This window comes from Achromobacter sp. ACRQX, from assembly GCF_022346505.1.
Lineage (GTDB): Bacteria > Pseudomonadota > Gammaproteobacteria > Burkholderiales > Burkholderiaceae_B > Achromobacter > Achromobacter animicus.
In genome coordinates this window covers 37,986-64,185 of record NZ_JAKRML010000031.1, presented here as the reverse complement: position 1 = coordinate 64,185, position 26,200 = coordinate 37,986, and the positions used below count along the sequence as shown (strand labels likewise).

The following is a 26,200-nucleotide window of genomic DNA, read 5'->3' as shown; positions in this document are numbered from 1 at the left end:
GCCCACCCCAAAATCGGCTGAATCAGCGCGCGTTCAGCACCGCGGAAAACGCCTTGACGGCCATATCGACATCGTCGTCGCTGATGTGCCGGTGCGTGACACAACGCAGCCGCGTACGGCCCCACGGACGCGTCAGCACGCCTTGCACCTGCAGGGCCGCGACCCATTCGGCATTGGTCATGCCGGTGTCGGCGGTCTCAACCTGCACGATGTTGGTTTGCGGCACGGTCGCGGTCAGCGTGGGCGCCAGCGTGTTGATGCCGTCGCTCAACCGGCGCGCCCGCACGTGGTCCTCGCCCAGCCGCGCGCTCATGTGCTGCACGCCTTCCAGGCCCGCGGCGGCCATGATGCCGGATTGGCGCTGCGTGCCGCCCAGCATGCGGCGAAGCGTCCGCGACTTGGCGATCACGGCCTGGCTGCCCGCCAGCACCGCGCCCACCGGCGCGCTCAAGCCCTTGGACAGGCACAGCGACACCGTATCCGTGTATTGCGTGATGTCCATGGCCGGCACGCCCAGCGCGACCGCAGCGTTGAACAGCCGGGCACCATCCAGGTGCACCGGCACGCCGGCTGCGCGCGCCATGCCGTGCACGGCCTGCATGTGGTCCAGCGGCAGCACTGCGCCGCCCGCGTTGTTGTGCGACGTCTCCATCGCCACCAACGCAGTCTTGAGGCGGTGTCCGCCCGCCATCAGCGCGTCTTCGAGCCGGTTCAGGTCCATCGCGCCTTCGGCGCCGGGCAGGCCTTGGTAGAACAGGCCCGTGAACGTCGCCGCGCCCCGTTCCGACGTGTACATGTGGGCAGTCGCTTCCAGCGCCACCTGTTCGCTGCGCTGCGTTTGCGCCAGCACGGCCAGCAGGTTGGCCATCGTGCAGCTCGGCACGAATAGGCCCGCCTCCTTGCCCAGGCTGGAAGCGACGGTCGCTTCCAGCTCGCGCACGGTGGGATCGCCGTCCAGGCCGTCATCGCCGATCGGCGCGGTGCGCATGCGCTCGTACATGGCCGCGGTCGGGTGCGTGACCGTATCGCTGCGCAGGTCGACGCGGAGTGGGGGAGGTTCGGCGGGGGTCCGCTGGGTCATGGCTTTCAGTGCTGCAAAATTTTGGAAAGAAACTGGCGCGTGCGCGGGGCACGCTCCTCGACATTGCCGAAGAACTGCTCCTTCTGGCAGTCCTCGACAATCTTGCCGCCGTCCATGAAGATCACACGGTCGGCGACGCGGCGCGCAAATCCCATCTCGTGGGTCACCACCATCATGGTCATGCCTTCGCCCGCCAGGTCGGTCATCACGTCCAGCACCTCGTTGACCATCTCGGGGTCCAGCGCCGACGTGGGCTCATCGAACAGCATCACGACGGGGTCCATCGACAGCGCCCGGGCAATCGCCACGCGCTGCTGCTGGCCGCCCGACAGTTCGCCGGGATGCTTGTCCTTGTGCGCCGACAGGCCCACGCGCTCAAGCAGCGCAAGCGCGCGCTGCCGCGCTTCGTCCTTGCCGCGCTTGAGCACCTTGATCTGCCCCAGGCACAGGTTCTCGGTCACGGACAAGTGCGGGAACAGCTCGAAGTGCTGGAACACCATGCCGGCGACTGCGCGCAGCTTGGGCAGGTTGGTGCGCGGATCGCCCACGGACACGCCGTTGACCACGATCTCGCCTTTCTGAAAGGGCTCGAGCGCATTGACGGTCTTGATCAGCGTGGACTTGCCCGAGCCGGACGGGCCGCACACCACCACGACTTCGCCGCGGCGCACGGTGGTGGAGCAGTCGTCCAGCACCTGGAAGTCGCCGTACCATTTGCTGACCTGCCGGATCTCGATCATCAGGGGATTGGAAGAGGATTGCATCGTTGAACCTGTGGATAACGTGATTGCTGCGGCAAGCGGCTCAGCGCAGCACCCGCGTACGCTTTTCAAGCTGCTTGACCAGACGCGATGCCGTGAAGCAAATCACGAAATACACCACCGCCACGAAGAGATAGAGTTCGACCAGCCGGCCGTCGCGCTGGCCGATCTTGGACGCGGCGCCCAGGAAGTCGGTGAGCGACAGCACGTACACCAGCGACGTGTCCTGGAACAGGATGATGACGCGCGTCAGCAGCGCCGGCACCATGTTGCGCAGCGCCTGCGGCAGCACGACGTACCGCATGCCTTGCCAGTGATTCAGGCCCAGCGCCATGCTGGCCGATACCTGGCCGCGCGCGATGGACTGGATGCCGGCGCGCATGATTTCGCAGAAGTACGCGGCCTCGAACAGCGTGAACGTGATCACCGCCGAGTTGAACGCCCCCACGCGCAGCGGCGTGGGCGAGCCCACCACCCACGCGGCGATGTACGGCATCAGAAAGTAGAACCAGAAGATCACCAGCAGCAGCGGGATCGAACGCATGACGTTCACGTAGATGCCCGCCGGCACCGACAGGATCTTGTAGCGCGACAACCGCATCATCGCCAGGATCGTGCCCAACGCCAGGCCCATCACCGCCGCCAGCACGGTCAGCGTCAGCGTGAAGGTCATGCCGGTCTGGAACAGGTACGGCAGCGAGCCCCAGATCACATCGAAATCGAATTTGCCCATGTCAGCGCCCCAATCCCGCAGGCGACTTCGCGGCCGTGCCGATCAGGCCGGGCACCGCGACTCGGCGCTCGAGCGTGCGCATCCCCAGCACGACGATGCCGTTCAGAATCAGGTAGATCACCGTCGCGGCCGAAAACGCCTCGAAGATGTGAAAGCTGAATTCGGCCATGGATCGCGCCTGGCCCGTCAATTCCAACAGGCCGATGGTCAGCGCCACCGACGAATACTTGATCGTACCCATGAATTCCGAGGTCAGCGGCGGCAGCACGATGCGATAGGCCTCGGGCAGGATGATGTAGCGGTAGACCTGGCCCTCGGTCAGTCCCAGCGCGGTGCCCGCCTGAAACTGCCCGCGCGGCAGCGACTGGATGCCGGCGCGCAATTGCTCGGCCACACGCGCCGATCCGTAAAAGCCCAGGCACAGCACCGCGGGCACGAACTGCCCCCACGGCTGCGGCATCTGCTTCATCGCCAGGCCCCAGGCATGCGGCAGCAATTCGGGCAGCACGAAATACCACAGGAACATCTGCACCAGCAGCGGGATGTTGCGGAACAGCTCTACATAGGTCGCGCCGATGGCGTTCATCAGGCGCGACTGCACCGTGCGCATCACGCCCAGCCAGGATCCCAGCAGCAAAGAGAAAACCCAGGCCGTCAATGCCAGCGCGAGCGTCCAGCCCACGCCGATCAGGATCGTTTCCAGGAAGGTGTGCACGCCGTCCGGCGACATCTCCAGGAAGACGCTCCAACTCCAGTTGTAATTCATGCCCTCGCCCTTGATTGCAACGCCGGCCCCGGCCGGCGTCCTTGCTTCATGCGCCGCGGGGACGCGTTGCGCCCCGCGGCATGCGGCTTACTCGTAGGCCTTGGGATCGCCCGAGTCGGTGGGGTTGGCCAGGGCGCGCTTCAGGGCGTCGCTCATGGGGTACTTCAGGTTGATCTGCTTGGGCGGGATCGGCGAGTTGAAATACTTGTCGTACAGCGCCGCAACCTTGCCGGTCTTCATCAGATCCAGCACCGCGTCATCAACCACCTTCTTGAACTTGGGATCGTCCTTGGGCTGCATGATGCCGTAGGGCGCCATTTCCAGGCCCTTCTTGCCGATCACGAAGGCGTCCGGGTTCTTAGACGAGGCCACGGCGCCGTAGGCGATGCCGTCGTCGTTGGCCGAACCCGCGGCGCGGCCCGATTCCACCATCAGGATGGTCTCGGCGGTGTCCTTGGTGGGCGCCATCGAGATTCCCAGGTTGCCCTGCGCATTCAGTTGCGAGATCAGCTTGAACGTCTGGCCGCCAGCCTGCGCCGCGATGGTCTTGCCGCGGAACGAGGACAGGTCATTGGGGTCCACGCCGCCGTCCTTGCGCGCCACCAGCACCACCTGCGCCACGAAGGTCGTGGGCGCGAAGGACACCAGCTTGTGGCGGGCCTCGTTATTGGTGGTGTTGCCGCACTCCAGGTCGATCGTGCCGTTGGCCAGCAGCGGAATGCGCGTGGCCGACGTCGTCGGGTTGTAGCGGACTTCCAGCTTGGGCAGCTTCAGCGCTTCCTGCACGTACTTGGCGACTTCCTGGCATATCTCGACCGTGTAGCCGATCGGCTTCTGGTTGCCGTCCAGATACGCAAACGGCACCGAGGTCTCGGGGTGGCCGATCGTGATGACGCCGGTTTCCCGGATCTTGTCCAGGCGGCTGGGACCTTCGGCATGAGCCGTCGCGGTGGTGCCCAGCAGGGCGGCGGCGACGGAGATCGCGGCAAGTGCTTTCATCTGATTCCCTTGGCGCCGTACGTGCGGCGCGTGTTTATGTTCACGATCGGCGGTTCCAGTCTGGCTGGCGACCGCCGCGTCCCGCGATGAGCCCCGCGGCTGGCAAAAAGTATCAACTAGCAGTATGGTTTTATCCAGTTCCAATCAGGTATTCCTCTATACGGATTTGACATGGCCATTACTCGCATGGGCTTGCGGCACATTGAGGCGTTCCGCGCCGTCATGATGACCGGATCCATGACCGCCGCGGCGCGCCGCGTGCATACCTCGCAGCCGCACGTTAGCCGCTTAATTGCGCAATTGGAAGCCATCACCCAGTTTCCATTGTTCGACCGCAATGGCAGCCGGCTGAGCCCGACCCAGGACGGGTCGCGCTTTTTTCAGGAGGTCGAAAAGACCTTCATCGGCCTCGCCGGCCTGGAGTCGGCGGCGGCCAGCATCCGCTCGTTCAGCGCCAGCCGACTGAGTGTGGCGGCCATGCCACGCCTGGCGGGCGGGCTCCTGGCCCGCATCGTCGCGGCCTTCAAGACCGAGTACCCGGACGTCATGGTGTCCATCCACTCGGGCAACGCCAGCGCGGTCCACAACTGGATCAGTTCGGGGTTCTGCGACACGGGGCTGGCGATGCTGTCCGGCGAGGCGCCCGGCATCCAGGTCGAGCCGGTGCTCACGATGAGCTGCGTGGCGGTGCTGCCGCGCGGACATCGCCTGACCAAACTGAAGAAGCTCAAGCCCGCCGATTTTGCGGGCGAGCCCTTCATCGCATTTCCCAGCGGCACCCCGCTGCGCGAGAAGATCGACGCCGTGTTCAAGTCCGCCAAGGTCGAGCGACATACGGTGGCCGAAGCGGGATTGGGGTCGTCGGTGTGCGCGCTGGTGGGCGCGGGGCTGGGCGTGGCGCTGATCAACCCCCTGGCCGCGCGCGAGGAGTACGAAGCGAACGGCGTGGAAGTCCGTCCGTTCAGCCCGGCGGTGCCGGTCACCGTCGCGCTGCTGTACCCGCCGTATCACACGCGCACGCGCCTGGTCACGGTGTTCTCGCGCTATGCGCATCAGCTGATGCAGGAAGAGATGGGGGATCTGAAAGCGCGGCCGCCGCGGTAGCCGATCGCTGCGGCGATGTGTGTGGAGACGGTGTCTGACACCCTATGAGACACCGCCTCAAACTGGCGACCATCTCCCCAGGGTGTCAGACACCGTTGCGCAAGACTGGAGGTCTTTCCCTGGGTGTCAGACACCGTTGCCGCAATTGCCTAGGCCGGCGTCTCCCGCCCGTCACGGTGCAGCATCACCAGCACACCCGTATCGCCCCGCATGGCCCGCACCGGCTCGCCCTCGTTCCACTGCGAGACAATCGCCGGCGGGCCGTTGTAAACGCCCGCCGCAGTCTGCAAGGATTCCGGCGAACCGATCCAGGCGTACACAGGTTCATGCAGCCAGTCGCCACCCGCGCGCGCCACGCCCACGTAAAGCCCGTCCACGTTGTGAGGGCAGGGCGCCTGGCCCGCTTGCATCACCAGCCAGCCATACGCGCCGTTCCACGCCAACCCGAACGTCAGCACATGCCGGCAAGCAAGCACTTCACGCCCCTCGGCCATGTCATAGACGCCCTCGGCCCACGTCTCGTCGCCGTCGTCATCGCGACCCACGTTCGCCAGGATCCGCGCATAGCGCCCCGCCTGGCCTTCAGGCGCGGGCTCCGGGATGCCAGGCCGTTCCGACGGCAGCCAGCTCACCTCGCCAAGATCGCTGTAAACGATCGGCACCCGCACGGCGCCTTGACCATCCACCACCCCGCGCCGCGCATCTTGCGTCAAGACGCTGATCCGCATCAGACCGCTTTTCCACAGCTCGGCTGAGTCGGCCGCAGTATCCAACGGCGCCAGCGCAGCAAAGCAGGCATCCAGCACCGGCCGCCCCGACGCGTCGATCAGCCCCTGCATCCCTTCGCGCTCGGTGATGAACGCGTGCAGGTCCTCGTCCCAATAAACGTCGTCCCACTCGGGCGTCGCTACCCAATCGCCACGCCGGTCGACCAGGCCCCACGCCTGCGCCTCGAACGCGGGCGCCAAGCCTCCGGGGCAGAACGACCCCGCGTCCTCGAAGCGCGGCGTGATCGCCCAGCCACCCGACTTGTCCACAAAGCCCAACTGATCTCCGACGCGCACCACCACCAGGCCTTGCGCACAGTTCCAGGCCTCGTCCAGCGACGGCGGCAGGATTTCACTGCCATCCGCGGCGATCAGCCCCACCTTGTCGCCAATCTGGACGCTTGCCACGTCTTCTTCAAAATCCCACACCGCGTCAAAGCGCGGCGGCACCAGCACCCGCGCGACGTTCTCCGTAACCTGCAGCAGCCCCGTGCGGCCCTCGCGGCTTATCCACAGCACGCCCACATCGGACGCGCCGCTGCGCCAGATCGCATCCCACTGCGGCGCCATCACCGGCAGCCAGCAATCGCCGTCGTTGTCGCCGTCGTTGTCGTCGTCGGACTCGGCCTCCGGATCGACCGCCCGCAGCCCCCACAACTTGTCCACACGGTAGCGGTACAGCGCGCTGCCAAGCCACGCGTCTTCATCGTCGCCCCCCTCGGCAACGTAGTCTTCGAAGCTGACCGTGCGGGCCGGATCCTGTTCGTGGAAATAGGAATGCGACAGTCCGCCAAAACCAAAGCGCCACGCCCAGCCGGAGGCGTCACCGGCATCTTGCACGTCCAGCAATCGGCACACAGCGGCCAGGTCACCGGCCTGCATGCCTTGCCGCACGGCTAGCCAGCGTTCTTCGCACAGGGTGCGCGTTTGGTGAACATAAGCCGCCGCGCCGTCCGCGTGCAGCCACGACAACTCATTGAGATTTGCGCTTATCCACAAGTCGCCGTCGTCGTCGTGTTCATCGATCAGCTCGCCCAGATACTGCACGGCGGCATCGAACTGCAGCACGGGCAGCGCATCGTCGCGATCCGAGTGCGCCCCCATGAATGCCGCCAGTTCGCCCAGCCGCTGATGGGCAACGCGCGCATCGGCGGCCATGCCCGCACCATTGCCATCGCCATCACCAAGGAGGTCCTGGTCATCGGGCGCCGCACGGGACTCGCCCTCCGCCAGCAGCACCTGCCACAACGTCGGCAGGTTGCCATTCGCGCTGGCGATCTCCGCGGGCGGCGCGCCTTCATCCTCGTCCGAGCACAGATACAGCCAGGCCCGATTTCCCATCTTCACTTCCTTTGATTGCAGAGGCGCCTGGAGCGCTTGATTGATGACATCCGATAGCCGGTCCGGAAAGCCGAAGGCCAGCCCGCATCGGGCTGGCCTTCAATGTGCAATCATTTTCAATCCGCACGGCCTTTCGTCAGGTCTTCCTGACCGAAGTGTATTCGCGAATCCCCCGCGGGCGGATCCGCTGGCGTCCATTCAACCCGCATTGCTGCCACCACTTTGAGACGCCGCCAGCGCAACCGCACTCTCAAAGTTCTTGCCGTTCTCATTGGCAATGGCCTCTGCCAGCTTCATCATCATGGACATCAAGGACGAGTTCAACACGGCCACTTTCACCTGCAGAGCGGCCGTCAACGCAGCCTTCTGCTTTTCATCCATGGTGGCTGACTGAACATCGCGCAACTCTTCCAGCGCTTGCGCAAGCTGCTTTTCCAATTGCGCGATCTGCTCCCTGAGCGACTCTAGCGATTCGCCCCCATTCTTGGCGGGATCCGACTCCTTGCTCTGCTGCGCCGCCGACGCGTCGGCCGACGACGCGTCAGCATTCGTCTGCGACTCCGGCTCCGTGGCGCTGACTTCATTCACTTGAGAAGCGGGAGGGGAGGAGGGAGGTTCGTACCGCGAAACGACTGGCGTCGAACTGGCACTGCCGATTTCTACAATCATGGTGGGGTCTCTGAAAAAGCGGCTCGGAAAACGGTTGGACCGAACGCGCGCGAATGCCGTCCTGCAAACATCGGCACGCAAATCGCACGGGCGATCCCGCGCATCGCGTGCCCGGTGGACGCCTTAAGCCGGCGCCACTTTGCTCCTGGGGTCATCGATGATCTGCCGCGCGACTTCATATCGGATCCCCTGCCGATCCAGAATTCGAACATGCTTGACGACATGCGCCAGCGCCGCAAGAAACGAAGGCGCTTGTTCGTGACGCTCGTAGGCCGCCTCATCCGCCCAGCCCTCCACCAGATGAAACAGATTGGCGTCAGTCAGATCCGCGGCAAAGGCGTAGTAGACGCATCCGGGCATCTTTCGGGCTGCCACCATGTGGGGAATGACGGCGTCAATGAATGACTGCCGGTCTTGCGGATGCACGCGGTAATAGGCCGCAACCACTACCGCTGTCGGCAGGTCTTTGTCATGGTCAGCGGCAGACCGGCCATGGTCGGGGAATTGGGCGCCGTACGCGCCGGGTTGATGAGGAAGGTTCATATCAATCCTGTCGATGGTTCGTTTGATGGTTCACTGACCGGGGTGCTTGGGATTCCACAGCCTGAGGCTGGTGCGGTGTTCATATCCCTTGCCATTCGGGTAGCTGACGAGTTCCATGTCTGAACCCCAAGGCGAGCGAAAGTGAACCCATGTCTCGCCTTCGGTATCGCCCGATGTCATCGTGATGGGTTTACCTAGAACCGTGATGCCTTGGGCCTTCAAATAAGACACCGCGCCCTCGATATCGTCGGTGTAGAACGCGATATGCGAGGCGCCGATATCCTCAGCACGAGGCATCGTATTGCTGCCCCGCGAATTCTTGTATTCGAACAGCTCTATGTTCGAACCTTCCCCGCAACGCAGCATGGCAATCGTGACGCTATCGGCGCGGGGCGCGAAACCCGCAGCATCGGGCGACGCCGTTGGGTCCAGCTGAAATGGCCCGATTCGTGTCACGGGTTCGCATCCGAAAGCACTCTTGAAGAATGCCTCCGCCTGCTTCAGATCGGGCACGTTGATACCCACGTGATCCACACCCGCGACATGGATGCCCGCCGCCTGCGACGCGCCAGCTGCCAGAACGCCAATTGCCATGAAGCAAGAAGCCAGTCGTTTCATGATGCGCATCCCCATTACTGACGATCGAGAAAGACGTGGGCGCTCGCAAGCTTGCCGTCTTTGATGGTGAAGATATCTTCGCCATGCACCTGGTCCGGATGGCTGGGCGGACCATAGTTCCAGACCACGCGGCCGACGCCATGATTCCAAGTGATCGGAGCGGGCGCGAACCGGAATCCCGCATGGGTGCCTTGCAACTGCTCAATCAGGCGGTTCACTTCCGCGTAACCTGCAGCGACGCCGCTTTGATCAGCCACGAAGAAATCTTGCGTGTACACCTGGTCAAACTTCGATTCGCGGGATTGGGAATCGGCGTCGTTCCATATCGAAAAATGGATGTCGATCAAGCGTTGTGCCAGATCGACCGTGTCTTGCATCGCGGGTTTCATGTGTGAAATTTCCTGTGCGTGCGCGTAAGGCGCGCTGCACATCGCAGCCAGCGCCAGTACGCAATGAATCAAGGATTTCATGATTGAGATGTCGCTATCGAAAGCGCAATGCGCTCAGACCTGCGCCATCCCGCCGTCGACGAACAGCTCGATGCCATTGACGAAGCTCGCCGCGTCGGAAGCCAGAAACGCCACGGCCTTGCCGATCTCTTGCGGCTCGCCCAGACGGCCCAGCGGCACCTGCGCGGCCAGATGATCGAACAACCCCTGGCGGGCTTCGTCGGGAACCAGACCGCCCAGGCCGGGCGTGCGGATCGGACCGGGGCTGACGACGTTCACGCGGATGCCGCGCGGCTTCAGATCCAGCGCCCACGAACGCGCGAAGTTGCGCACCGCCGCCTTGCTGGCGCTATACACGCTGAAGTTTTCCGTGCCCTGGATCGATACGGTCGACGCCGTCAGGATCACCGAGGCGCCATCGACCAGCAATGGCAAGGCCTTTTGCACGGTGAACAAGGTGCCGCGCACGTTGGTGCCGAAGATGCGATCGAAGTGCTCTTCCGTGATCGCGCCCAGCGGCATCATGTCGCCGCCGCCCGCGTTGGCGAACAGGATGTCGAGCTTGCCGGCGCTCTTGGCGATCTGGGCGTAGACGTTGTCCAGGTCGCTCAGCACCGACGCGTCGGCGCGGATGCCCGTTGCCGCGACGCCGATGCTGGCCACGGCGGCATCCAGTTCGGCCTGGCGGCGGCCGGTGATGAAGACGCGCGCGCCTTGCGCGGCCAATTCCTGAGCGGTCGCTAGGCCGATACCCGTGGTGCCGCCGGTGACGAGTGCAATCTTGCCGTTGAGTTGCTGATTCATGATGAGCTCCATGTATTCGATGAGGAAGTTGTCAGTCAGCGGGCTGGGGAGGAAGTCTCCTGAAACGCCGTGTTGACTGGGCATGGAGCTACTGTAGGCGTGCGGGGATAATGAATAAACCCTGCAAAATTGAAATAACCATCCATTTTTATGGATAATCAGCACGCCAGCGGTTGTCATGCATGAACTCTTCGATGGGGATTCAAGCGACGCCCGCGGGGCTAAGGGCAGGGCGGTTTTTCACCTGGTCGATGGCGAAAACCGGATCCGCCCGGCAGGAAGGGAATGTCGGCTTGAACTCCCGAGAACCAAAGAAAAAGGGGCTGCATAAGCAGCCCCTTGTACGAACGCCGGATACCCCGGCAAGAATCTAGCTAATCGCGGGATCCAATACGATCAAGCGTCGATGTTGCCCGCCGACAGCGCGTGCGTTTCGATGAAGTTGCGGCGCGGTTCGACGTCGTCGCCCATCAGCGTGGTGAAGACCTCGTCCGCCGCAATGGCGTCCTCGATCTGCACGCGCAACAGGCGGCGCACCTTCGGGTCCATCGTGGTTTCCCACAGCTGTTCGGGGTTCATTTCGCCCAGACCCTTGTAGCGCTGCTTGGAGATGCTGCGGTCGGCTTCGCTGCGCAGCCACTGCATGGCTTCGCGGAAGTCGGACACGGGCTGCTCCTTGCGCTTGTCGCCTTCGCCGCGGGCGGCCATCGAACGCGCGCCGACCTTGCCCAGGAAGCTCTTGGCGGCCTTGGACAGAATGGCGTAATCCGAGCCATTGATGAAGTCGGCGTCGATGATGCTGACGCGCACGTTGCCGTGGTGCATGCGCTGCACGGACAGGCGATGGCGTTCGGTGGCTTCGTCGAATTGCGGAACGACCTCGACGCCATTGCCGTTGATGGGATCGCGCATGGCATCGGCCAGCCGCTTGGCGGAGTCCGCGGTGGACTCGGCCGTGTCCAGGTTGATTTCCACGCCTTCGGCCATGGCCGACAGCGCGCCCACGTCGAACACGCGCGACAGGCGGGCGATGACGCCGTCGGCTGCCACGTATTGGCGGGCCAGGTCGTTCAGTTCTTCGCCGCGGATGATGTTGCCGCCCGAGATGATCTCGGCGTCCTTCAGGGCGAGCGTCAGCATGAACTGCGCTTCTTCCTGGTCATCCTTCAGATAGCGCTCTTCGCGGCCAACCTTGACCTTGTAGAGCGGCGGCTGCGCGATGTACACGTAGCCGCGCTGCACCAGCTCGGGCATCTGACGGTACAGCAGCGTGAGCAGCAGGGTGCGGATGTGTGCGCCGTCGACGTCCGCGTCAGTCATGATGATGAGGCGGTGGTAGCGCAGCTTGTCCACGTTGAAATCGGGACCGATGCTGGTGCCCAGCGCCGTGATCAGCGTGGCGATCTGCTCGCTGGCGATCAGGCGGTCAAAGCGCGCCTTCTCGACGTTCAGCACCTTGCCGCGCAGCGGCAGGATGGCCTGGAACTTGCGGTCGCGGCCCTGTTTGGCCGAGCCGCCTGCGGAGTCACCCTCGACGATGTACAGCTCGCACAGCGCGGGGTCCTTTTCCTGGCAGTCAGCCAGCTTGCCGGGCAGGCCGGCGCCTTCCAGCACGCTCTTGCGGCGCGTCATTTCGCGTGCCTTGCGCGCGGCTTCGCGTGCACGGGCGGCTTCGACGATCTTGTTGCACAGGGCCTTGGCGTCGTTCGGGTGCTCGAGCAGCCAGGTTTCAAGCGTGCGTGCCACGGCTTCTTCAACGGCCGGACGCACTTCGCTGGACACCAGCTTGTCCTTGGTCTGGCTGCTGAACTTGGGCTCGGGCACCTTCACGGACAGCACGCAGGCCAGGCCTTCGCGCATGTCGTCGCCGGACGTCTCGACCTTGGCCTTCTTGGCCAGTTCGTTGTCGGTGATGTACTTGTTGATGATGCGCGTCATCGCGGCGCGCAGGCCGGTCAGGTGCGAACCGCCGTCGCGCTGCGGGATGTTGTTGGTGAAGCACAGCACGCTTTCGCTGTAGCTGTCGTTCCACTGCATCGCCACTTCCACCCCGACCGGCACGCCGCCGGCCGACGATTCCGTGGTGACCGAAAACACGTTCGGGTGCAGCACGGTCTTGGCGCGGTTGATGTATTCAACAAAGCCCTTCACGCCGCCCGAGAACGCGAAGTTCTCTTCCTTGCCCTGGCGCTGGTCGATCAGGCGGATCTTGACGCCGTTGTTCAGGAACGAGAGCTCGCGCAGGCGCTTGGAGAGGATCTCGTAGTGGTATTCGATGTTGTTGAAGATGATCGGGTCGGCCAGGAAGCGCACTTCGGTGCCGCGCTTGTCGGTCGTGCCGGTCACGGCCAGGGGCGCAACGCGCTCGCCCTGGCGGAATTCCATCTGGTGCACCTGGCCGTTGCGGCGGATGGTGAGACGCAGCCATTCGGACAGCGCGTTCACGCAAGACACGCCCACGCCGTGCAGGCCGCCGGACACCTTGTACGAGTTCTGGTCGAACTTGCCGCCGGCGTGCAGTTCGGTCATGACGATTTCCGCCGCGCTGCGGTGGAATTCGTCGTCCTTGTGGATGTCGGTCGGGATGCCGCGGCCGTTGTCCGTGACGGAGATGGAGTTGTCGGTGTGGATCGTGACGACGATGTCGTCGCAATAGCCGGCCAGGGCTTCGTCGATGGCGTTATCGACGACCTCAAACACCATGTGGTGCAGGCCGGTGCCGTCGGACGTGTCGCCGATGTACATGCCGGGGCGCTTGCGCACGGCCTCCAGCCCCTTGAGCATCTTGATCGAGTCAGCGCCGTAGCCGCTGGTCTCGGGAGTGGTGTTCTGCTGATCTGACATGTCTGTATCGATAACGCTTTAAAGAACGGCCTGGCGGCCGGACCGCCCGCGGACCATCGGTCCGCAAGCGGCACAAACCCACGGGGGAATGCGGATCAGATCCGCATGGGCATGACGACGTACTTGAACTGGTCGTCTTCGGGCAGGGTGATGAGCGCCGACGCATTGGCATCGGGCATGACCGACCACTGGATGTTGTCGACCTTCACGTTGGACAGCACGTCGAGCAGATAGCCCACGTTAAAGCCCACGTCCAGCGCTTCATGGCTGTAGTCGATGTCGATTTCTTCCTGGGCCTCTTCCTGCTCGGCGTTCGAGGACGAGATCTTCATCTGGTTCTGCGCCAGTTGCAGGCGCACGCCCTTGAACTTGTCCGTGGTCAGGATGGCGGCGCGCTGCAGGCTGCCCTGGAGCGCTTCGCGGCCGACCAGGAAGTGGCGCGAGTAGTTCGTGGGAATCACGCGCGTGAAATCGGGGAACTTGCCTTCGACCAGCTTGGAGACCAGCTCGACGTCGCCAAAGCGGAAACGGATCTGGCCCGGCGCCACGTCGATGGAGACGGTCTCGTCGGAGTCTTCCAGCAGGCGCTGCATTTCCAGCACGGTCTTGCGCGGCACGATGACTTCGTGGCGCTCGGCGATGCCGTCGGCTTCGGTCGAGCAGTGCGCCAGGCGGTGGCCGTCGGTGGCAACCGCGCGCACACGGCCCGGTTCAAACACCAGCAGCATGCCGTTCAGGTAGTAGCGGATGTCCTGCTGGGCCATGGCGAAATGCACCATGTTGAACAGGTGGCGCAGGGTGCGCTGCGGCATGGTCAGCGACACGTCCCACTGCTCGGGCTGGGCCACGGTGGGGAACTCGCTGGCGGCCAGCGTCTGCAGCGCAAAGCGGCTCTTGGCAGATTGCACCGACAGCTTGTTGCTGGCCAGGGCCAGACGCACGTCGCCGGTATCGGGCAGGGCTTTCAGGATGTCCAGCAGCTTGCGCGCGGCCACCGTGGTGGACTCGTTGTCCTGGCCGACACCAAAGTCGGCGTGCGTCGTGATCTGCACTTCCAGGTCGGTCGCAATGAAGGCAACCTTGTTGCCTTCCTTGCGCATCAGGATGTTCGCAAGAATGGGCAGGGTATGGCGTCTTTCGACGATGCCCGCCACAGTCGACAGCGGTTTCAGCAATGCATCGCGTGTGGTTTGTACGAGTTGCATGTTCATCCTTTTAGAGTTTGTTCCAACACGTGCAGGGTATGGTTGAGCTCCGCTTGCTTGGCGCGGGCATCGGAAATCTTGCGAACGGCGTGCAGCACCGTGGTGTGATCACGGCCGCCGAATAAATCGCCGATTTCCGGCAGGCTTTTCTGGGTCAGCTCCTTGGCCAGGTACATCGCAACCTGGCGCGGCAACGCGATATTGGCCGGCCGGCGTTTCGAGTACATGTCGGCGACCTTGATCTTGTAGAAGTCCGCCACCGTCTTCTGGATGTTTTCCACGGTGATCTGGCCGTTGGACACCGACAGCAGGTCCTTGAGCGCTTCCTTGCAGACATCCACCGTCAGCACGTCGCGGCCGTGGAAGCGCGCGTAGGCCAGGACCTTGCGCAGCGCGCCTTCCAGTTCGCGCACGTTGCTGCGCAGGTGCTTGGCGATGAAGAAGGCCACTTCCTCGGGCATGGGCACGCCTTCGGACTCGGCCTTGCGCAGCAGGATCGCCACGCGCATTTCAAGTTCCGGCGGCTCGATGGCGACCGTGAGGCCCGAGTCAAAACGCGAGATCAGGCGGCTGTCGATGCCCGACAGTTCCTTGGGGTACGTATCGCTGGTGATGATGATCTGCTTGCGCTGCGCGACCATCGCCTCGAACGCGTAGAAGAATTCTTCCTGCGTGCGGTTCTTGCCGGAGAAGAACTGGATGTCGTCGATCAGCAGAAGATCGAGCGAATGGTAGTAACGCTTGAAATCGTCGAACGCCTTGCGCTGGTACGCCTTGACCACGTCGGACACGTATTGGTCGGCATGCACATAGCGCACGCGCACCCCGGTGCCCGCCGCCACCATGGCGTTGCCGATGGCGTGGATCAGGTGGGTCTTGCCCAGGCCGACGCCGCCATACAGGAACAACGGGTTGTACGAGGTGCCGGGATTTTCCGCGACCTGCAACGCCGCCGCGCGCGCGAGCTGGTTGGCCTTACCGGTCACGAAGTTCTCAAACGTGAGGTCGGTGTTCAGGCGCGATCGCTCGTACACGATGTTGGCGGCGTCCGCGTTCACGGCCTGCGCAGCGGCGGTCGTGGCCGGCGGGGGCGGGGCGGTCGTCACGGTGACCGTCACGGGCGGCGCGGCGCCGGAAGGGGGCGCAGCGGACGGGTGCGGTTGCTGGACTGGCTGCTGCGCACGCACGGGCGCGACCGGCATTCGCGGCGCGGTCCCTTGCGAAGGCAGCTCGAACAGCACCTGCACCGGTCGCTTGAACCACTCCGCGGCCAACGCTTCGATCTGGTGGGAAAAGTTTTTGCGCACCCAATCCAGCTTGAAGCGGTTGGGCGCGGCAACGCGCAGCACCGCCTGCGTTTCGTCGTACGCAAGCGGGACCAGCGGTCGTATCCACGCGCTGATTTGTTGGGGGGGGAGTTCCTGCTCAAGACGACTGACGCAGGTCTGCCAGAATTCTTTCATGTCGCTCTTATTCAAACCTCGATTCTACCTTGCCCGGGCGGGGGTTATCCACAGGGAGGGGCATAAGCGTCTATATGGCGCCCCCTTAACTGTTTGACAAGACAGGGAAAACTTGCTGAAATGGTGGGCTTTTCCGAATTCTGTCTGTCAGAAGGTTTCGCAGAAAGCTTGGCCGGACACGCTCCCGCAAGGGCAAATTGCCAAAAGCGCAATTGCCCCTACAAGAGCAATTTGTCCGGTTTTTAGCTTTGCTGAATAGGTCGCCCGAGATGAAATTCTCGGTACAGAGCCCCGTCTAAGAGTTGTTTTTTGCACTGGATGCAAAACCCATGCAAAACCCGTTGCAAAAACGCTCTCTGGATACCCGCTTCTGCTTAGCGCGACGTGGAACCCTCCGGGCAGGTCCCTTCTGACTTTGTTCTTTTTGTGGATCGTCCATGAAACGCACCTACCAACCTTCCGTTACCCGTCGCAAGCGCACCCATGGCTTTCGCGTGCGCATGAAAACCCGCGCTGGCCGCGCCATCCTGAGCGCCCGCCGCGCCAAGGGCCGCAAGCGTCTGGCCGTCTAAGTCCAGTTTTCCGGGTTTCCGGAAACTGACTTTCGCACGGACCGACCATATTGCAAGACCTCTCGCAATCCTGTTCCGGTTCCGCGCAACCGCCTGATCCGCAGTCCATGCCGCGCTCCACGCTTCCCCCGGAGGCGCGGCTGCATCGCCCCTCCGAGTTTGCCGCCGCCCTTAAAGGCCGGCGTCTTGCCCGAGGGGCATTCTTCATTGTGAGCGCCGCTCCCAATGATCTGCCTCCCGGCCAGGACGCCTGTGCTCGTTTGGGGCTCATCATCGCCAAGCGGTTTGCCGCCCACGCCTCCACGCGCAACGCCTTGAAGCGGGTCATCCGCGAAGCGTTCCGCCATCGGCGCCTGGCGCTGCCGGCAAAAGATTACGTCGTGCGCCTGCATAGCAAGGTTGCGCCCGCCACGCTCACTGCGCTGAAACGCGCCGCCCGAGCCGAAGTGGACGCTCACTTTGATCGGATCGCACGATGATCAAGGCACTACTCATTGCCCCGATCCGGTTCTACAGGTTCTTCCTGAGTCCCTGGATCGGCCGGCAGTGCCGTTTTACTCCGACCTGCTCGGCGTACGCGATCGAAGCGATCGAGCGCCACGGTGCATGGCGCGGCTTCTGGCTGGGCGTCCGGCGCATCGGCCGTTGCCATCCCTGGTCGCCCGGGGGCCTGGATCCGGTTCCGCCGGCCAAGGGAACCAACGACGCCCGTTGCTGCTCCCACAGCCACCGCATCGAGCACGATTGACGCTAAACTGGCGGGCTTTGCTGGCCCGTATTCACTTCAGTAGGCACCATGGATATCCGACGAACCGTCCTCTGGATGATTTTTTCCTTTTCGCTGTTGCTCCTTTGGAACAACTGGCAAATCCATAACGGCAAGCCGTCGCTGTTCGGGGCCCCGCCCGCGGCCAGCACGAGCGAAACGCCGGCTGCAGCCAACAACGCCACGCCGTCGGTGCCCAGCGCGCCGGCAGCCACCGCTGCCCCGGCTTCCACGGTGCCAGGCGCCGCCACGCCCGTTCCCACGCGCTCCGAAGAAGTCGTCATCACCACCGACGTGCTGCGCCTGACCTTCGACACGATGGGCGCCCAGCTGGTGCGCGCCGAACTGCTGAAGTACCCGGCCACCGGCCAGCCCGACAAGCCCACGGTTCTGCTGGACCGCTCGGCGGGCCTGAACTACGTGGTGCAGACCGGCGTGGTCGGCGCCCCCAGCGGCCAAAGCTTCCCCACGCATCAGACGCCTTTCCGCCTGGTCTCCCAGGAACGCGAACTGACCGGCGACAACCTGGTCGTCACGTTCGAAGGCGAATCCGGCGGCGTGAAGGTCACCAAGACGTTCACCCTGCACCGTGGCCGCTACGACATCGACGTGCGCCATGACCTGGCCAACGTCGGCACCGCCCCCGTCACGCCCTCGCTGTACCTGCAGATCGAGCGCGACGGCAACGACCCGGCCGACACGTCCAGCTTCTATCACACGTTCACGGGCTTTGCCGTCTACTCGGACCAGGACAAGTTCCAGAAGAGCACGTTCAGCGACATCCAGAAGAAGAAGGCCAGCTACATCAAGCAGGCGGACAACGGCTGGATCGCCGTCGTCCAGCACTACTTCGCCACGGCCTGGGTGCCCCCGCAAGGCAAGCCGCGCACCAACGAACTGCTTGAAGTCCAGCCGAACCTGTACGCCGGCCGCAGCATCGAAGCCGTTGGCGACATCGCCCCCGGCGCCGCCGCCCGCGTCGATTCGCACCTGTGGGTCGGTCCGCAAGACCAGAAGGCCATGGCCGCGCTGGCGCCGGGCCTGGAATTGGTGGTCGACTACGGCTGGCTGACCATCATCGCCAAGCCGCTGTTCACCCTGATGACCTGGCTGCATTCCATCCTGGGCAACTGGGGCTGGACGATCGTGGCGCTGACCGTGCTGATCAAGGCCGTGTTCTACCCCCTGGCCGCCGCCAGCTACCGCTCCATGGCCCGCATGAAGCAGGTGGCTCCGCGCCTGCAGGCCCTGAAGGAAAAGTACGGCGACGACAAGCAGAAGCTCAATGCGGCCATGATGGAGATGTACCGCACCGAGAAGATCAACCCGCTGGGCGGCTGCCTGCCGATGCTGGTTCAGATTCCGGTGTTCATCTCGCTGTACTGGGTGCTCCTGGCCAGCGTGGAAATGCGCGGCGCGCCGTGGATCCTGTGGGTGCACGACCTGTCGGTCCGCGATCCGTTCTTCATTCTGCCCGCCATCATGATGGCCACCATGTTCCTGCAGATCAAACTGAACCCGACGCCCCCGGATCCCATCCAGGCCAAGGTCATGATGATCATGCCGCTGGTGTTCGGCGGGATGATGTTCTTCTTCCCGGCCGGCCTGGTGCTGTACTGGTGCGTCAACAACATCCTGTCGATCGCGCAGCAGTGGTCCATTACCCGCGCCATCCAGAAAAAGTCGGAAGCGGCAGCCAATCGCTGATCGCCTTCCCGACACAAGAAACCGGCCTTTCGAGGCCGGTTTTTTTACGCCCGTTGCCAATGAAACGCGGAAGGCACACTCAGCATTTTCTATGCCCATGAGGCATATACATAGGTATTACTTATCGACAAAGCAGGATCAATCAACTTCACACAGTCAACCATGACACCTATGATGGCTCTGAATTTGCCCTCCGGCGTCCCGCCCGCCGGAGTTTTTGCTGCAACGCGCGCGGCCCGCCAAGCGGATCCGCGTCATCCAGAAATGATCTAGGGAGTGTGCCATGACCGACAAGAAGCCTCTGACTACCGCCTCGGGCGCCCCAGTACCGGACAACAACAACACCCTGACCGCCGGCCCCCGCGGCCCGGCCCTGCTGGAAGATTTCTGGCTGATTGAAAAACTTGCCCACTTCGACCGCGAACGCATTCCCGAGCGCGTCGTCCACGCCAAGGGCTCCGGCGCCTATGGCAAGTTCACCGTCACCCACGACATCACCCGCTACACCCGCGCCAACATCTTTTCCAAAGTCGGCAAAGAGACGCCGCTCTTCCTGCGCTTTTCGACCGTCGCCGGCGAACGCGGCGCGGCTGACGCCGAACGCGACGTGCGCGGCTTTGCCATCAAGTTCTACACCGACGAAGGCAACTGGGATCTGGTCGGCAACAACACGCCCGTCTTCTTCATCCGCGACCCGCTGAAGTTCCCCGACTTTATCCACACCCAGAAGCGCGATCCCAAGACCAACCTGCGCAACGCCACCGCGGCGTGGGATTTCTGGTCGCTCAACCCCGAATCGCTGCACCAGGTCACCACGCTGATGAGCGATCGCGGCATCCCCGCCAACCTGCGCCAGCAGCACGGCTTTGGCTCGCACACGTTCAGCTTCATCAACGCCAACAACGAACGCTTCTATGTGAAGTTCCACTTCAAGTCGCAGCAGGGCATCGCCTGTCTGACCGATGAAGAGGCCGCGCAGGTCGTCGCCCACGACCGCGAAAGCTCGCAGCGCGACCTGTTCCAGAACATCGAGGAGGGCAACTTCCCGAAGTGGACGTTGAAGGTGCAGATCATGCCCGAGGCCGAAGCGGCGACGTATCACATCAACCCGTTCGACCTGACCAAGGTCTGGCCGCATGGCGACTACCCCTTGATCGAAGTCGGCGTGCTGGAGCTGAACCGCAACCCCGAGAACTACTTCGCCGAGGTCGAGCAGGCCGCCTTCACGCCGGCCAACGTGGTCCCGGGCATCGGCTTCTCGCCGGACAAGATGCTGCAGGGCCGCCTGTTCTCGTATGGCGACACGCACCGCTATCGCCTGGGCATCAACCATCACCAGATCCCGGTGAATGCGCCCAAGTGCCCGTTCCACAGCTTCCATCGCGACGGGGCCGGCCGGGTGGACGGCAATGCCGGCGCCACGATCAACTACGAGCCCAACAGCGCGGGCGAGTGGAAGGAAACGCCCTCGGCGGCCGAACCGCCGCTGGCGCTGGACGGCCAGGCCGCGGCCCGCTGGAACCATCGCGTCGATGACGACTATTACTCGCAACCGGGCGCCTTGTTCCGCCTGATGACGCCGGCGCAGCAGGAATTGCTGTTCGGCAACATCGGCCGCCACATGGCCAGCGTGCCGGAAGTCATCCAGCGCCGCCAGCTGGATCACTTCCGGAAGGCCGATCCGGCCTATGCCGAAGGCGTCGCCAAGGCGTTGGGGCTGAAGCTGTAAGCGCTACGCACCATCCATGAGAAGGGGGGCGGCATCATGGCCGCCCCCCTTTTTCATTCTGATCGCACGATCGCTGCAACAATCGCCGCAACAATCACCGGAATCATCCCGCGCCATCCGCCGCAAACCGCACGCCAATCACCGCTGCATCCCCCACCGCCGCACCGTCAGACGCTCCAGCGTATCGAACGCCAGGTTTTCCACAAGCAGACCGATGATGACCACCGCGGCCAAGCCCGCGAACACCCGGTCTGTGTATAACTCATTGCGGTTCTGAAAGATGTACCAGCCCAGCCCGCCCTTGCCGCTGGACGCGCCAAACACCAGTTCGGCGGCAATCAGCGTGCGCCACACAAACGCCCAGCCGATCTTCAATCCGGCCAGGATGGCGGGCAGGGCAGCCGGCACCAGAATCTGCAGGACGTACCGCAACCCGGTCAGCCCGTAATTGCGCCCCGCCATCCGCAAGGTGTCAGACACCCCCAGAAAGCCCGCATACATGTTCAGCGCCAGCGCCCACAGTACGGAGTGGATCAGCACGAACACCAGGCTGCCTTCGCCCAGTCCGAACCACAGCAGCGCCAGCGGCAGCAGGGCTATCGCCGGCAGCGGGTTGAACATCGCCGTCAGGGTGGACAGCAGATCACGGCCGAACCGCGTGGACACCGCCAGCGTCGTCAGCACAAAGGCAAGCACGACACCCGCCAGGTAGCCCTGCACCAGCACGCGCATCGACTGTCCGGCGCGCGCCAGCAGCTCGCCGCTGGTCACGCCGTCGACAAAGGCCTGCGCGGTCTGCCATGCGCCGGGCAACAGCAGATCATTGTCGGTATAACGCGCCGCCAGCTCCCACACCGCCGCCAACAGGACAAGGATCACGCCCTTGCGCAGGGCGGCGTGCTGCCACAGCCGCTCGTGCCACGGCAGCGGCGCTTCGGCGGCCTGCGGGGGCAGGGGTGGCAGGTCGTATTCCACCTCGGGGCGAATGAACGCCGATCCGGCATGGCTGATGCTCATGCGCGCTCCTTTCAGGCCGCTTCGCGCTCGGCCTGAGCCAGCGGGGTGGTTTCGAACAACAGGTCGTGAATGCGGCGCGACGCCGCCTGAAACGCCGCCGAGCCTTGGCTGTGCAGATCAAAGCCGTGCGCATTCAGTTCGGCGCGCACGCGGCCCGGATGCGGGGACAGCAACAGGATGCGGCTGCCCAGCACCAACGCCTCTTCGATCGAGTGCGTGACGAACAGCAGCGTGAACCGCACGTCGTCCCACAGCGCCATCAGTTCTTCCTGCATGCGCCGCCGCGTCAGCGCATCCAGCGCCGCGAACGGCTCGTCCATCAGCAACACGCGCGGCTGCATGGCCAGCGCCCGCGCAATGGCCACGCGCTGCTTCATGCCGCCCGACAGCGTATGCGGATAGGCATCGGCAAAGGCCGCCAGCCCCACCTTGTCCAGGTAATGCATCGCCCGTTCATCGGCCTCGCGCCGGTTGAGCTTGCGCGAGGCCAGCAGCGGAAACGCCACGTTCTGGCGCAGCGTCTTCCAGGGCGGCAACTGGTCGAATTCCTGGAACACCACGATGCGGTCCGGGCCAGGCCCTTGCACGGTCTTGCCGTCGATCGCGATCCGTCCCTCAGTGGGTTCGATGAAGCCCGCAACCGCCTTGAGCAGCGTCGATTTCCCGCAGCCGGACGGCCCGAGCAGAATGAAACGCTCGGCGCCGTGCACGTCAAAACTGACCTGATGCGTCGCGCGCACACGCCGTTCGCGCGTCTTATATTCGATCGACACCTTATCCACAGCCAGCAAAGGCGTGGGCCGTTGAACGTTATCCACAGGGGCGGCGGGGCTCACAGCCATGTCAGCTGCCCTGCGCCGTGACGGGATCGTCGAAGAAATAGTCGCGCCAGCTTGCCGGTTCGTTCTTGATCGCGCCGACCTTGTGCATGAACTGCGCCAGCGCGAACGTGTTCTGCGGCTGCAGCTTGAACTGCACGTCGGGATTCTTGATGACCTTGATGAGGAAGTCGCGATCCTGCTTGGCGCCGGTGACGCGCAGATAGATGTCCGCGGCCTTCTCCGGATTGGCGGCGGCAAAACTGGCGGCTTCCTTCAGCGCTTCCTGGAAGGCCTTGTAGGTCTTGGGATTGTCGCGGCGGAATTTCTCGGTGGCGAACAGCACCGTCGACGAACTGGGACCGCCCAGCACGTCATACGAATTGAGCACGATCCGCGCCTTGGGGTTCTCGGCCAGCTCCTGCTCCTGGAAAGGGGGGTTGCCGAAGTGGCCGGTGATTTCCGTGCCGCCGGCAATGATGGCCGCCGCGGCGTCCGGGTGCGGCAGCGCCACCGAGATCTTGTCCAGCTTGTTGTACTGCGCGTCGCCCCACAGCTTGGCCGACGCCAGCTGCAGCACGCGCGATTGCACCGACACGCCCACGGCGGGCACGGCGATGCGGTCCTTGTCCGTGAAGTCGGCGATCGTCTTCACGTTCGGGTTGTTGGTGACCAGGTAGTACGGAAAGTTGCCCAGCGACGCCACGCCCTTCACGTTCTGCTTGCCGTGCGTGCGATCCCAGATCGTCAAGAGCGGTCCCACGCCCGCCCCCGCGATATCCACAGCCCCCGACAGCAGCGCGTCATTCACCGCCGAGCCCCCGGACAGCTTGGCCCACTCGACCGAGATATCCACACCTTCGGCCTTGCCGTGCTTTTCGATGAGCTGCTGGTCTCGCGCCACGTTCAGCAGCAGATAGACGATGCCGTACTGTTCGGCAATGCGGATGCGCCCTTCGGCCATGACCGGCGTCGGCGAAGCCAGCGCCAGCACGGCAAGTATCAGCGCGAGGCCCGCGCCCGTGGCGGTCTGGACCAATCGATCCCGTAGCGTGGAGGTCAAACGCATGGCGTTCCTTGTGGATAAGTGGTTTGAGGCCGACATGCGCGCGTCAGAACGGCACATCGCCTTCGATCGTGGTGCGGTAGAGCTTGCGGCGCAGGTGATCCGGCGTGCCGCCCGCCAGGTGGATCAGCGAGCGGTTGTCCCAGAACACCAGGTCATGCGGCTGCCATTTGTGGCGGTAGATGTGTTCCGGCCGCACGCTGTGGGCGAACAGCTCGGCGAGGAGCGCGCGGCTCTCGTCTTCGGGCAGTCCTTCGATGCGCGTCGTGAAGCCTTCGCTCACGAACAGCGCGCGACGGCCGTTCTCCGGATGCGTGCGCACCACCGGATGCACCACCTCCTGCACCTGCGCAATCTGTTGCGCGCTCAGATTCGGGCGCCAGTTGCCTTCCTTCTGCAGTTGCCCGTATTGGGCCAGGTAGGAATGCACGCCGCGCTTGCCGTCGATCGCGTCCTTCAGCGCCTGCGGCAAGGTGTCATAGGCCAGGTGCATGTTCGCGAACAGGGTGTCGCCGCCTTCGGCAGGCAATTCCTGCGCATGCAGCAGCGACCCCAGGCTGGGCAGTTCCTTGTACGAGATGTCCGAGTGCCAGTATTTGCCCGCGTCGCCCAGCCCGATAGGCTTGCCGTCTTCCAGAATGTTCGAGACTGTCAGGATCTCGGGATGGCCCGGCAGGTGGAATTGGTGCAGCACGTGGATCATCAGGCGGCCGAAGCGGCGGCTGAAATCGATGTGCTGCTGGGGCGTGATGCGCTGGTCGCGGAACACCAGCAGGTGATGGTCCAGATGCGCCTTGTGCACGCGCGCAAAATCGGCGGGCGCCAGTTCCTGCGACAGGTCCAGGCCGATGATTTCCGCGCCCAGGGGACCGGGCAGGGGGCGCACGTCAAAGGACTGCGGCTGGGGGGCGGCGTGCGCTTCGCGCCGCAAGGCATTGCTCTGGGACATCGATCGCTCCGAATTCGCCTTGCGGCATGGCTGGAACGACCGATTATGAAAACCGCGCCATGTATCTCAAACGAAGATATCGGCGTTTGATCAAAGCTTTACGTCATATAGCAAAAAGCCGCGGGGCGCCCCCGCGGCTTCATGGCCATCCGCATATAAGCAAATAGCGTATCGGTCCTTACTTGGCCGGCATGAAGGCCTCGACCAGCTTCACCCAGTACGTCGCACCCACGGGCAGCAGCGCGTCGTTGAAGTCGTAGTTGGGGTTGTGCAGCTGGCACGGACCCATGCCGTGATACGACTCCATGCGGTGATCGCCGTCACCGTTGCCCAGGAACAGATACGAGCCCGGCACGGATTCCAGGAAGAACGAAAAATCCTCCGCGCCCATGAAGGGCGGCATGTCGCGCAGCACGTTTTCCGCGCCAAAGGTGTCTTCGGCAACCTTGGCCGCAAACGCGGTTTCGTTTTCCCAGTTCACCAGCGGCGGATACGCGCGCACAAAATCCAGCTCGCCCGTGCCGCCATAGACCTGCGGCAGGGTGGTGGCGATGCGGCGCATGTCGGCTTCGATCTTGTCCAGCGTCTCCACGGAATACGTGCGCACCGTGCCGCGCAGCACGGCCTCGCCCGGAATCACGTTGTAGGCATCGCCCGCGTGAATCTGCGTGATCGACAGCACCGCCTGATCCAGCGGATTCTTGCTGCGCGAGATGACCGTCTGCAGCGCGTGCACCATGTCGGCGGCCACGATGATGGGGTCAACAGATGAATGCGGCTGGGCCGCGTGGCCACCGACGCCCTTGATCACGATGTCCCAGCGGTTGCTCGAGGCCATCGTCGGCCCCGACCGGAAGCCGAACTGATTGACCGGCATGCCCGGCATGTTGTGGATGCCGAACACCGCATCGCAGGGAAACTTGTCGAACAGCCCATCCTGCATCATGGCGCGCGCGCCGGCGTTGCCGCCTTCCTCGGCCGGCTGGAAGATGAACACGACCGTGCCGTCGAAATTGCGATGCGTGGACAGGTATTGCGCGGCGCCCAGCAGCATCGTCGTGTGCCCATCATGGCCGCAGCCGTGCATGCGCCCGCTGATCGTGGACTTGTGGGCAAACCGGTTGTGTTCCGGCATCGGCAAAGCATCCATATCGGCGCGCAGGCCGATGGTCTTGCCGCCGCTGCCGGCGCGCAAAATGCCCACCACACCGGTTTTCCCCAGCCCCGTGTGGACTTCGAGTCCCCAGCCGCGCAGGCGTTCGGCCACCAGGTTGGACGTGCGCGTTTCCTGGAACGCCAGTTCCGGATGCGCATGGATGTCGCGTCGCAGGGCCGTCAGGTCCCCGTGTACGCGTTCGATTTCGGCAATGGTTTTCATGGCTGTGGATAAGCTGTCTGGATTGAAGGAGGGCGCACGCGCAAATGGCCT

The 26,200-nt window shown here is 63.8% G+C and carries 25 protein-coding genes; 6 read left to right on the top strand and 19 right to left on the bottom strand.

Annotation, left to right across the window (positions count from 1 at the left end; translation table 11 throughout):
• Positions 1–22: 22 nt before the first annotated feature.
• From MHZ91_RS23030 to MHZ91_RS23010, 5 genes are all read right to left on the bottom strand, one after another.
• Complete coding sequence (locus MHZ91_RS23030; RefSeq protein ID WP_218342460.1) at positions 23–1,081, bottom strand: low specificity L-threonine aldolase; 1,059 nt, start codon at positions 1,079–1,081, stop codon at positions 23–25.
• Positions 1,082–1,086: 5 nt separating this feature from the next.
• Positions 1,087–1,821 (bottom strand): amino acid ABC transporter ATP-binding protein, encoded by a 735-nt coding sequence (locus MHZ91_RS23025; RefSeq protein WP_056565987.1) that lies wholly within the window; start codon positions 1,819–1,821, stop codon positions 1,087–1,089.
• A gap of 64 nt (positions 1,822–1,885) precedes the next feature.
• Entirely contained in the window at positions 1,886–2,575 is a 690-nt protein-coding gene (locus MHZ91_RS23020; RefSeq protein ID WP_056565990.1) for an amino acid ABC transporter permease, read from the bottom strand.
• 1 nt (position 2,576) lies between these two features.
• Positions 2,577–3,341 carry an amino acid ABC transporter permease gene (locus MHZ91_RS23015; RefSeq protein ID WP_175124845.1) on the bottom strand — a complete coding sequence of 255 codons (765 nt, stop codon included), beginning with the start codon at positions 3,339–3,341 and terminating at the stop codon, positions 2,577–2,579.
• 87 nt (positions 3,342–3,428) lie between these two features.
• Positions 3,429–4,340: an amino acid ABC transporter substrate-binding protein gene (locus MHZ91_RS23010; RefSeq protein ID WP_175124844.1), complete on the bottom strand. Its 912-nt coding sequence runs from the start codon at positions 4,338–4,340 to the stop codon at positions 3,429–3,431.
• Positions 4,341–4,511: 171 nt separating this feature from the next.
• On the opposite strand from MHZ91_RS23010, the gene MHZ91_RS23005 reads away from it, so the two are divergent.
• Positions 4,512–5,444 (top strand): LysR substrate-binding domain-containing protein, encoded by a 933-nt coding sequence (locus tag MHZ91_RS23005; RefSeq protein ID WP_175136960.1) that lies wholly within the window; start codon positions 4,512–4,514, stop codon positions 5,442–5,444.
• A gap of 149 nt (positions 5,445–5,593) precedes the next feature.
• Here the strand turns inward: MHZ91_RS23005 and MHZ91_RS23000 are convergent, their stop codons facing one another.
• The 9 genes from MHZ91_RS23000 to dnaA form a co-directional block, all read right to left on the bottom strand.
• Positions 5,594–7,552, bottom strand: a complete 1,959-nt coding sequence (locus tag MHZ91_RS23000) for a WG repeat-containing protein (protein WP_239215864.1) — start codon at positions 7,550–7,552, stop codon at positions 5,594–5,596.
• A 198-nt stretch (positions 7,553–7,750) separates the two neighbouring features.
• Positions 7,751–8,221, bottom strand: a complete 471-nt coding sequence (locus MHZ91_RS22995) for a hypothetical protein (RefSeq protein WP_239215863.1) — start codon at positions 8,219–8,221, stop codon at positions 7,751–7,753.
• A 123-nt stretch (positions 8,222–8,344) separates the two neighbouring features.
• On the bottom strand, positions 8,345–8,764 hold the full coding sequence (locus MHZ91_RS22990; RefSeq protein WP_239215861.1) for a putative quinol monooxygenase: 420 nt from the start codon (positions 8,762–8,764) through the stop codon (positions 8,345–8,347).
• 30 nt (positions 8,765–8,794) lie between these two features.
• On the bottom strand, positions 8,795–9,382 hold the full coding sequence (locus tag MHZ91_RS22985; RefSeq protein WP_239215859.1) for a VOC family protein: 588 nt from the start codon (positions 9,380–9,382) through the stop codon (positions 8,795–8,797).
• Between the two features lie 14 nt (positions 9,383–9,396).
• Positions 9,397–9,852 (bottom strand): nuclear transport factor 2 family protein, encoded by a 456-nt coding sequence (locus MHZ91_RS22980; RefSeq protein WP_239215857.1) that lies wholly within the window; start codon positions 9,850–9,852, stop codon positions 9,397–9,399.
• A gap of 33 nt (positions 9,853–9,885) precedes the next feature.
• Positions 9,886–10,635, bottom strand: coding sequence for an SDR family NAD(P)-dependent oxidoreductase (locus tag MHZ91_RS22975; protein WP_175124837.1), 750 nt, complete (start codon positions 10,633–10,635; stop codon positions 9,886–9,888).
• Positions 10,636–11,031: 396 nt separating this feature from the next.
• Complete coding sequence (gyrB, locus tag MHZ91_RS22970) at positions 11,032–13,479, bottom strand: DNA topoisomerase (ATP-hydrolyzing) subunit B (protein WP_218342471.1); 2,448 nt, start codon at positions 13,477–13,479, stop codon at positions 11,032–11,034.
• Between the two features lie 95 nt (positions 13,480–13,574).
• Positions 13,575–14,684 carry a DNA polymerase III subunit beta gene (gene dnaN, locus MHZ91_RS22965; RefSeq protein WP_175124835.1) on the bottom strand — a complete coding sequence of 370 codons (1,110 nt, stop codon included), beginning with the start codon at positions 14,682–14,684 and terminating at the stop codon, positions 13,575–13,577.
• A 2-nt stretch (positions 14,685–14,686) separates the two neighbouring features.
• The gene (gene dnaA, locus MHZ91_RS22960; protein ID WP_175136956.1) at positions 14,687–16,147 is read right to left on the bottom strand and encodes a chromosomal replication initiator protein DnaA; all 1,461 of its coding nucleotides are present in this window, start codon (positions 16,145–16,147) and stop codon (positions 14,687–14,689) included.
• Positions 16,148–16,584: 437 nt separating this feature from the next.
• Here dnaA and rpmH point away from each other — a divergent pair, with 437 nt between their 5' ends.
• The 5 genes from rpmH (at position 16,585) to MHZ91_RS22935 (ending at position 20,921) form a co-directional block, all read left to right on the top strand.
• Positions 16,585–16,719 (top strand): 50S ribosomal protein L34, encoded by a 135-nt coding sequence (gene rpmH, locus MHZ91_RS22955; protein ID WP_006228069.1) that lies wholly within the window; start codon positions 16,585–16,587, stop codon positions 16,717–16,719.
• A gap of 107 nt (positions 16,720–16,826) precedes the next feature.
• On the top strand, positions 16,827–17,198 hold the full coding sequence (locus tag MHZ91_RS22950) for a ribonuclease P protein component (RefSeq protein WP_239215855.1): 372 nt from the start codon (positions 16,827–16,829) through the stop codon (positions 17,196–17,198).
• Positions 17,195–17,467 carry a membrane protein insertion efficiency factor YidD gene (yidD, locus tag MHZ91_RS22945; RefSeq protein WP_175124832.1) on the top strand — a complete coding sequence of 91 codons (273 nt, stop codon included), beginning with the start codon at positions 17,195–17,197 and terminating at the stop codon, positions 17,465–17,467. The genes MHZ91_RS22950 and yidD overlap by 4 nt, the downstream gene beginning before the upstream one ends.
• A gap of 48 nt (positions 17,468–17,515) precedes the next feature.
• Complete coding sequence (yidC, locus tag MHZ91_RS22940; RefSeq protein ID WP_239215853.1) at positions 17,516–19,192, top strand: membrane protein insertase YidC; 1,677 nt, start codon at positions 17,516–17,518, stop codon at positions 19,190–19,192.
• A 283-nt stretch (positions 19,193–19,475) separates the two neighbouring features.
• Positions 19,476–20,921, top strand: coding sequence for a catalase (locus tag MHZ91_RS22935; RefSeq protein WP_175124830.1), 1,446 nt, complete (start codon positions 19,476–19,478; stop codon positions 20,919–20,921).
• 138 nt (positions 20,922–21,059) lie between these two features.
• Here the strand turns inward: MHZ91_RS22935 and MHZ91_RS22930 are convergent, their stop codons facing one another.
• The 5 genes from MHZ91_RS22930 to MHZ91_RS22910 all read right to left on the bottom strand — a co-directional run bounded on the left by MHZ91_RS22930 (position 21,060) and on the right by MHZ91_RS22910 (position 26,149).
• Positions 21,060–21,938 carry an ABC transporter permease gene (locus tag MHZ91_RS22930; protein ID WP_239215851.1) on the bottom strand — a complete coding sequence of 293 codons (879 nt, stop codon included), beginning with the start codon at positions 21,936–21,938 and terminating at the stop codon, positions 21,060–21,062.
• A gap of 11 nt (positions 21,939–21,949) precedes the next feature.
• On the bottom strand, positions 21,950–22,780 hold the full coding sequence (locus MHZ91_RS22925) for an ABC transporter ATP-binding protein (RefSeq protein ID WP_239215849.1): 831 nt from the start codon (positions 22,778–22,780) through the stop codon (positions 21,950–21,952).
• A 1-nt stretch (position 22,781) separates the two neighbouring features.
• The gene (locus MHZ91_RS22920; RefSeq protein ID WP_239215847.1) at positions 22,782–23,825 is read right to left on the bottom strand and encodes an ABC transporter substrate-binding protein; all 1,044 of its coding nucleotides are present in this window, start codon (positions 23,823–23,825) and stop codon (positions 22,782–22,784) included.
• 43 nt (positions 23,826–23,868) lie between these two features.
• Positions 23,869–24,771, bottom strand: coding sequence for a TauD/TfdA family dioxygenase (locus MHZ91_RS22915; protein WP_175136953.1), 903 nt, complete (start codon positions 24,769–24,771; stop codon positions 23,869–23,871).
• Between the two features lie 178 nt (positions 24,772–24,949).
• A complete protein-coding gene (locus MHZ91_RS22910) occupies positions 24,950–26,149 on the bottom strand; it encodes a M20 aminoacylase family protein (RefSeq protein ID WP_218342476.1) in 1,200 nt (399 codons plus the stop codon).
• Positions 26,150–26,200: the final 51 nt, after the last annotated feature.

Bases quoted from the DNA above. Each gene is read 5' to 3' on its own strand.
- MHZ91_RS23030 (WP_218342460.1), bottom strand. From the start codon at position 1,081: ATGACCCAGCGGACCCCCGCCGAACCTCCCCCACTCCGCGTCGACCTG.
- MHZ91_RS23025 (WP_056565987.1), bottom strand. From the start codon at position 1,821: ATGATCGAGATCCGGCAGGTCAGCAAATGGTACGGCGACTTCCAGGTG.
- MHZ91_RS23020 (WP_056565990.1), bottom strand. From the start codon at position 2,575: ATGGGCAAATTCGATTTCGATGTGATCTGGGGCTCGCTGCCGTACCTG.
- MHZ91_RS23015 (WP_175124845.1), bottom strand. From the start codon at position 3,341: ATGAATTACAACTGGAGTTGGAGCGTCTTCCTGGAGATGTCGCCGGAC.
- MHZ91_RS23010 (WP_175124844.1), bottom strand. From the start codon at position 4,340: ATGAAAGCACTTGCCGCGATCTCCGTCGCCGCCGCCCTGCTGGGCACC.
- MHZ91_RS23005 (WP_175136960.1), top strand. From the start codon at position 4,512: ATGGCCATTACTCGCATGGGCTTGCGGCACATTGAGGCGTTCCGCGCC.
- MHZ91_RS23000 (WP_239215864.1), bottom strand. From the start codon at position 7,552: ATGGGAAATCGGGCCTGGCTGTATCTGTGCTCGGACGAGGATGAAGGC.
- MHZ91_RS22995 (WP_239215863.1), bottom strand. From the start codon at position 8,221: ATGATTGTAGAAATCGGCAGTGCCAGTTCGACGCCAGTCGTTTCGCGG.
- MHZ91_RS22990 (WP_239215861.1), bottom strand. From the start codon at position 8,764: ATGAACCTTCCTCATCAACCCGGCGCGTACGGCGCCCAATTCCCCGAC.
- MHZ91_RS22985 (WP_239215859.1), bottom strand. From the start codon at position 9,382: ATGAAACGACTGGCTTCTTGCTTCATGGCAATTGGCGTTCTGGCAGCT.
- MHZ91_RS22980 (WP_239215857.1), bottom strand. From the start codon at position 9,852: ATGAAATCCTTGATTCATTGCGTACTGGCGCTGGCTGCGATGTGCAGC.
- MHZ91_RS22975 (WP_175124837.1), bottom strand. From the start codon at position 10,635: ATGAATCAGCAACTCAACGGCAAGATTGCACTCGTCACCGGCGGCACC.
- gyrB (WP_218342471.1), bottom strand. From the start codon at position 13,479: ATGTCAGATCAGCAGAACACCACTCCCGAGACCAGCGGCTACGGCGCT.
- dnaN (WP_175124835.1), bottom strand. From the start codon at position 14,684: ATGCAACTCGTACAAACCACACGCGATGCATTGCTGAAACCGCTGTCG.
- dnaA (WP_175136956.1), bottom strand. From the start codon at position 16,147: ATGAAAGAATTCTGGCAGACCTGCGTCAGTCGTCTTGAGCAGGAACTC.
- rpmH (WP_006228069.1), top strand. From the start codon at position 16,585: ATGAAACGCACCTACCAACCTTCCGTTACCCGTCGCAAGCGCACCCAT.
- MHZ91_RS22950 (WP_239215855.1), top strand. From the start codon at position 16,827: ATGCCGCGCTCCACGCTTCCCCCGGAGGCGCGGCTGCATCGCCCCTCC.
- yidD (WP_175124832.1), top strand. From the start codon at position 17,195: ATGATCAAGGCACTACTCATTGCCCCGATCCGGTTCTACAGGTTCTTC.
- yidC (WP_239215853.1), top strand. From the start codon at position 17,516: ATGGATATCCGACGAACCGTCCTCTGGATGATTTTTTCCTTTTCGCTG.
- MHZ91_RS22935 (WP_175124830.1), top strand. From the start codon at position 19,476: ATGACCGACAAGAAGCCTCTGACTACCGCCTCGGGCGCCCCAGTACCG.
- MHZ91_RS22930 (WP_239215851.1), bottom strand. From the start codon at position 21,938: ATGAGCATCAGCCATGCCGGATCGGCGTTCATTCGCCCCGAGGTGGAA.
- MHZ91_RS22925 (WP_239215849.1), bottom strand. From the start codon at position 22,780: ATGGCTGTGAGCCCCGCCGCCCCTGTGGATAACGTTCAACGGCCCACG.
- MHZ91_RS22920 (WP_239215847.1), bottom strand. From the start codon at position 23,825: ATGCGTTTGACCTCCACGCTACGGGATCGATTGGTCCAGACCGCCACG.
- MHZ91_RS22915 (WP_175136953.1), bottom strand. From the start codon at position 24,771: ATGTCCCAGAGCAATGCCTTGCGGCGCGAAGCGCACGCCGCCCCCCAG.
- MHZ91_RS22910 (WP_218342476.1), bottom strand. From the start codon at position 26,149: ATGAAAACCATTGCCGAAATCGAACGCGTACACGGGGACCTGACGGCC.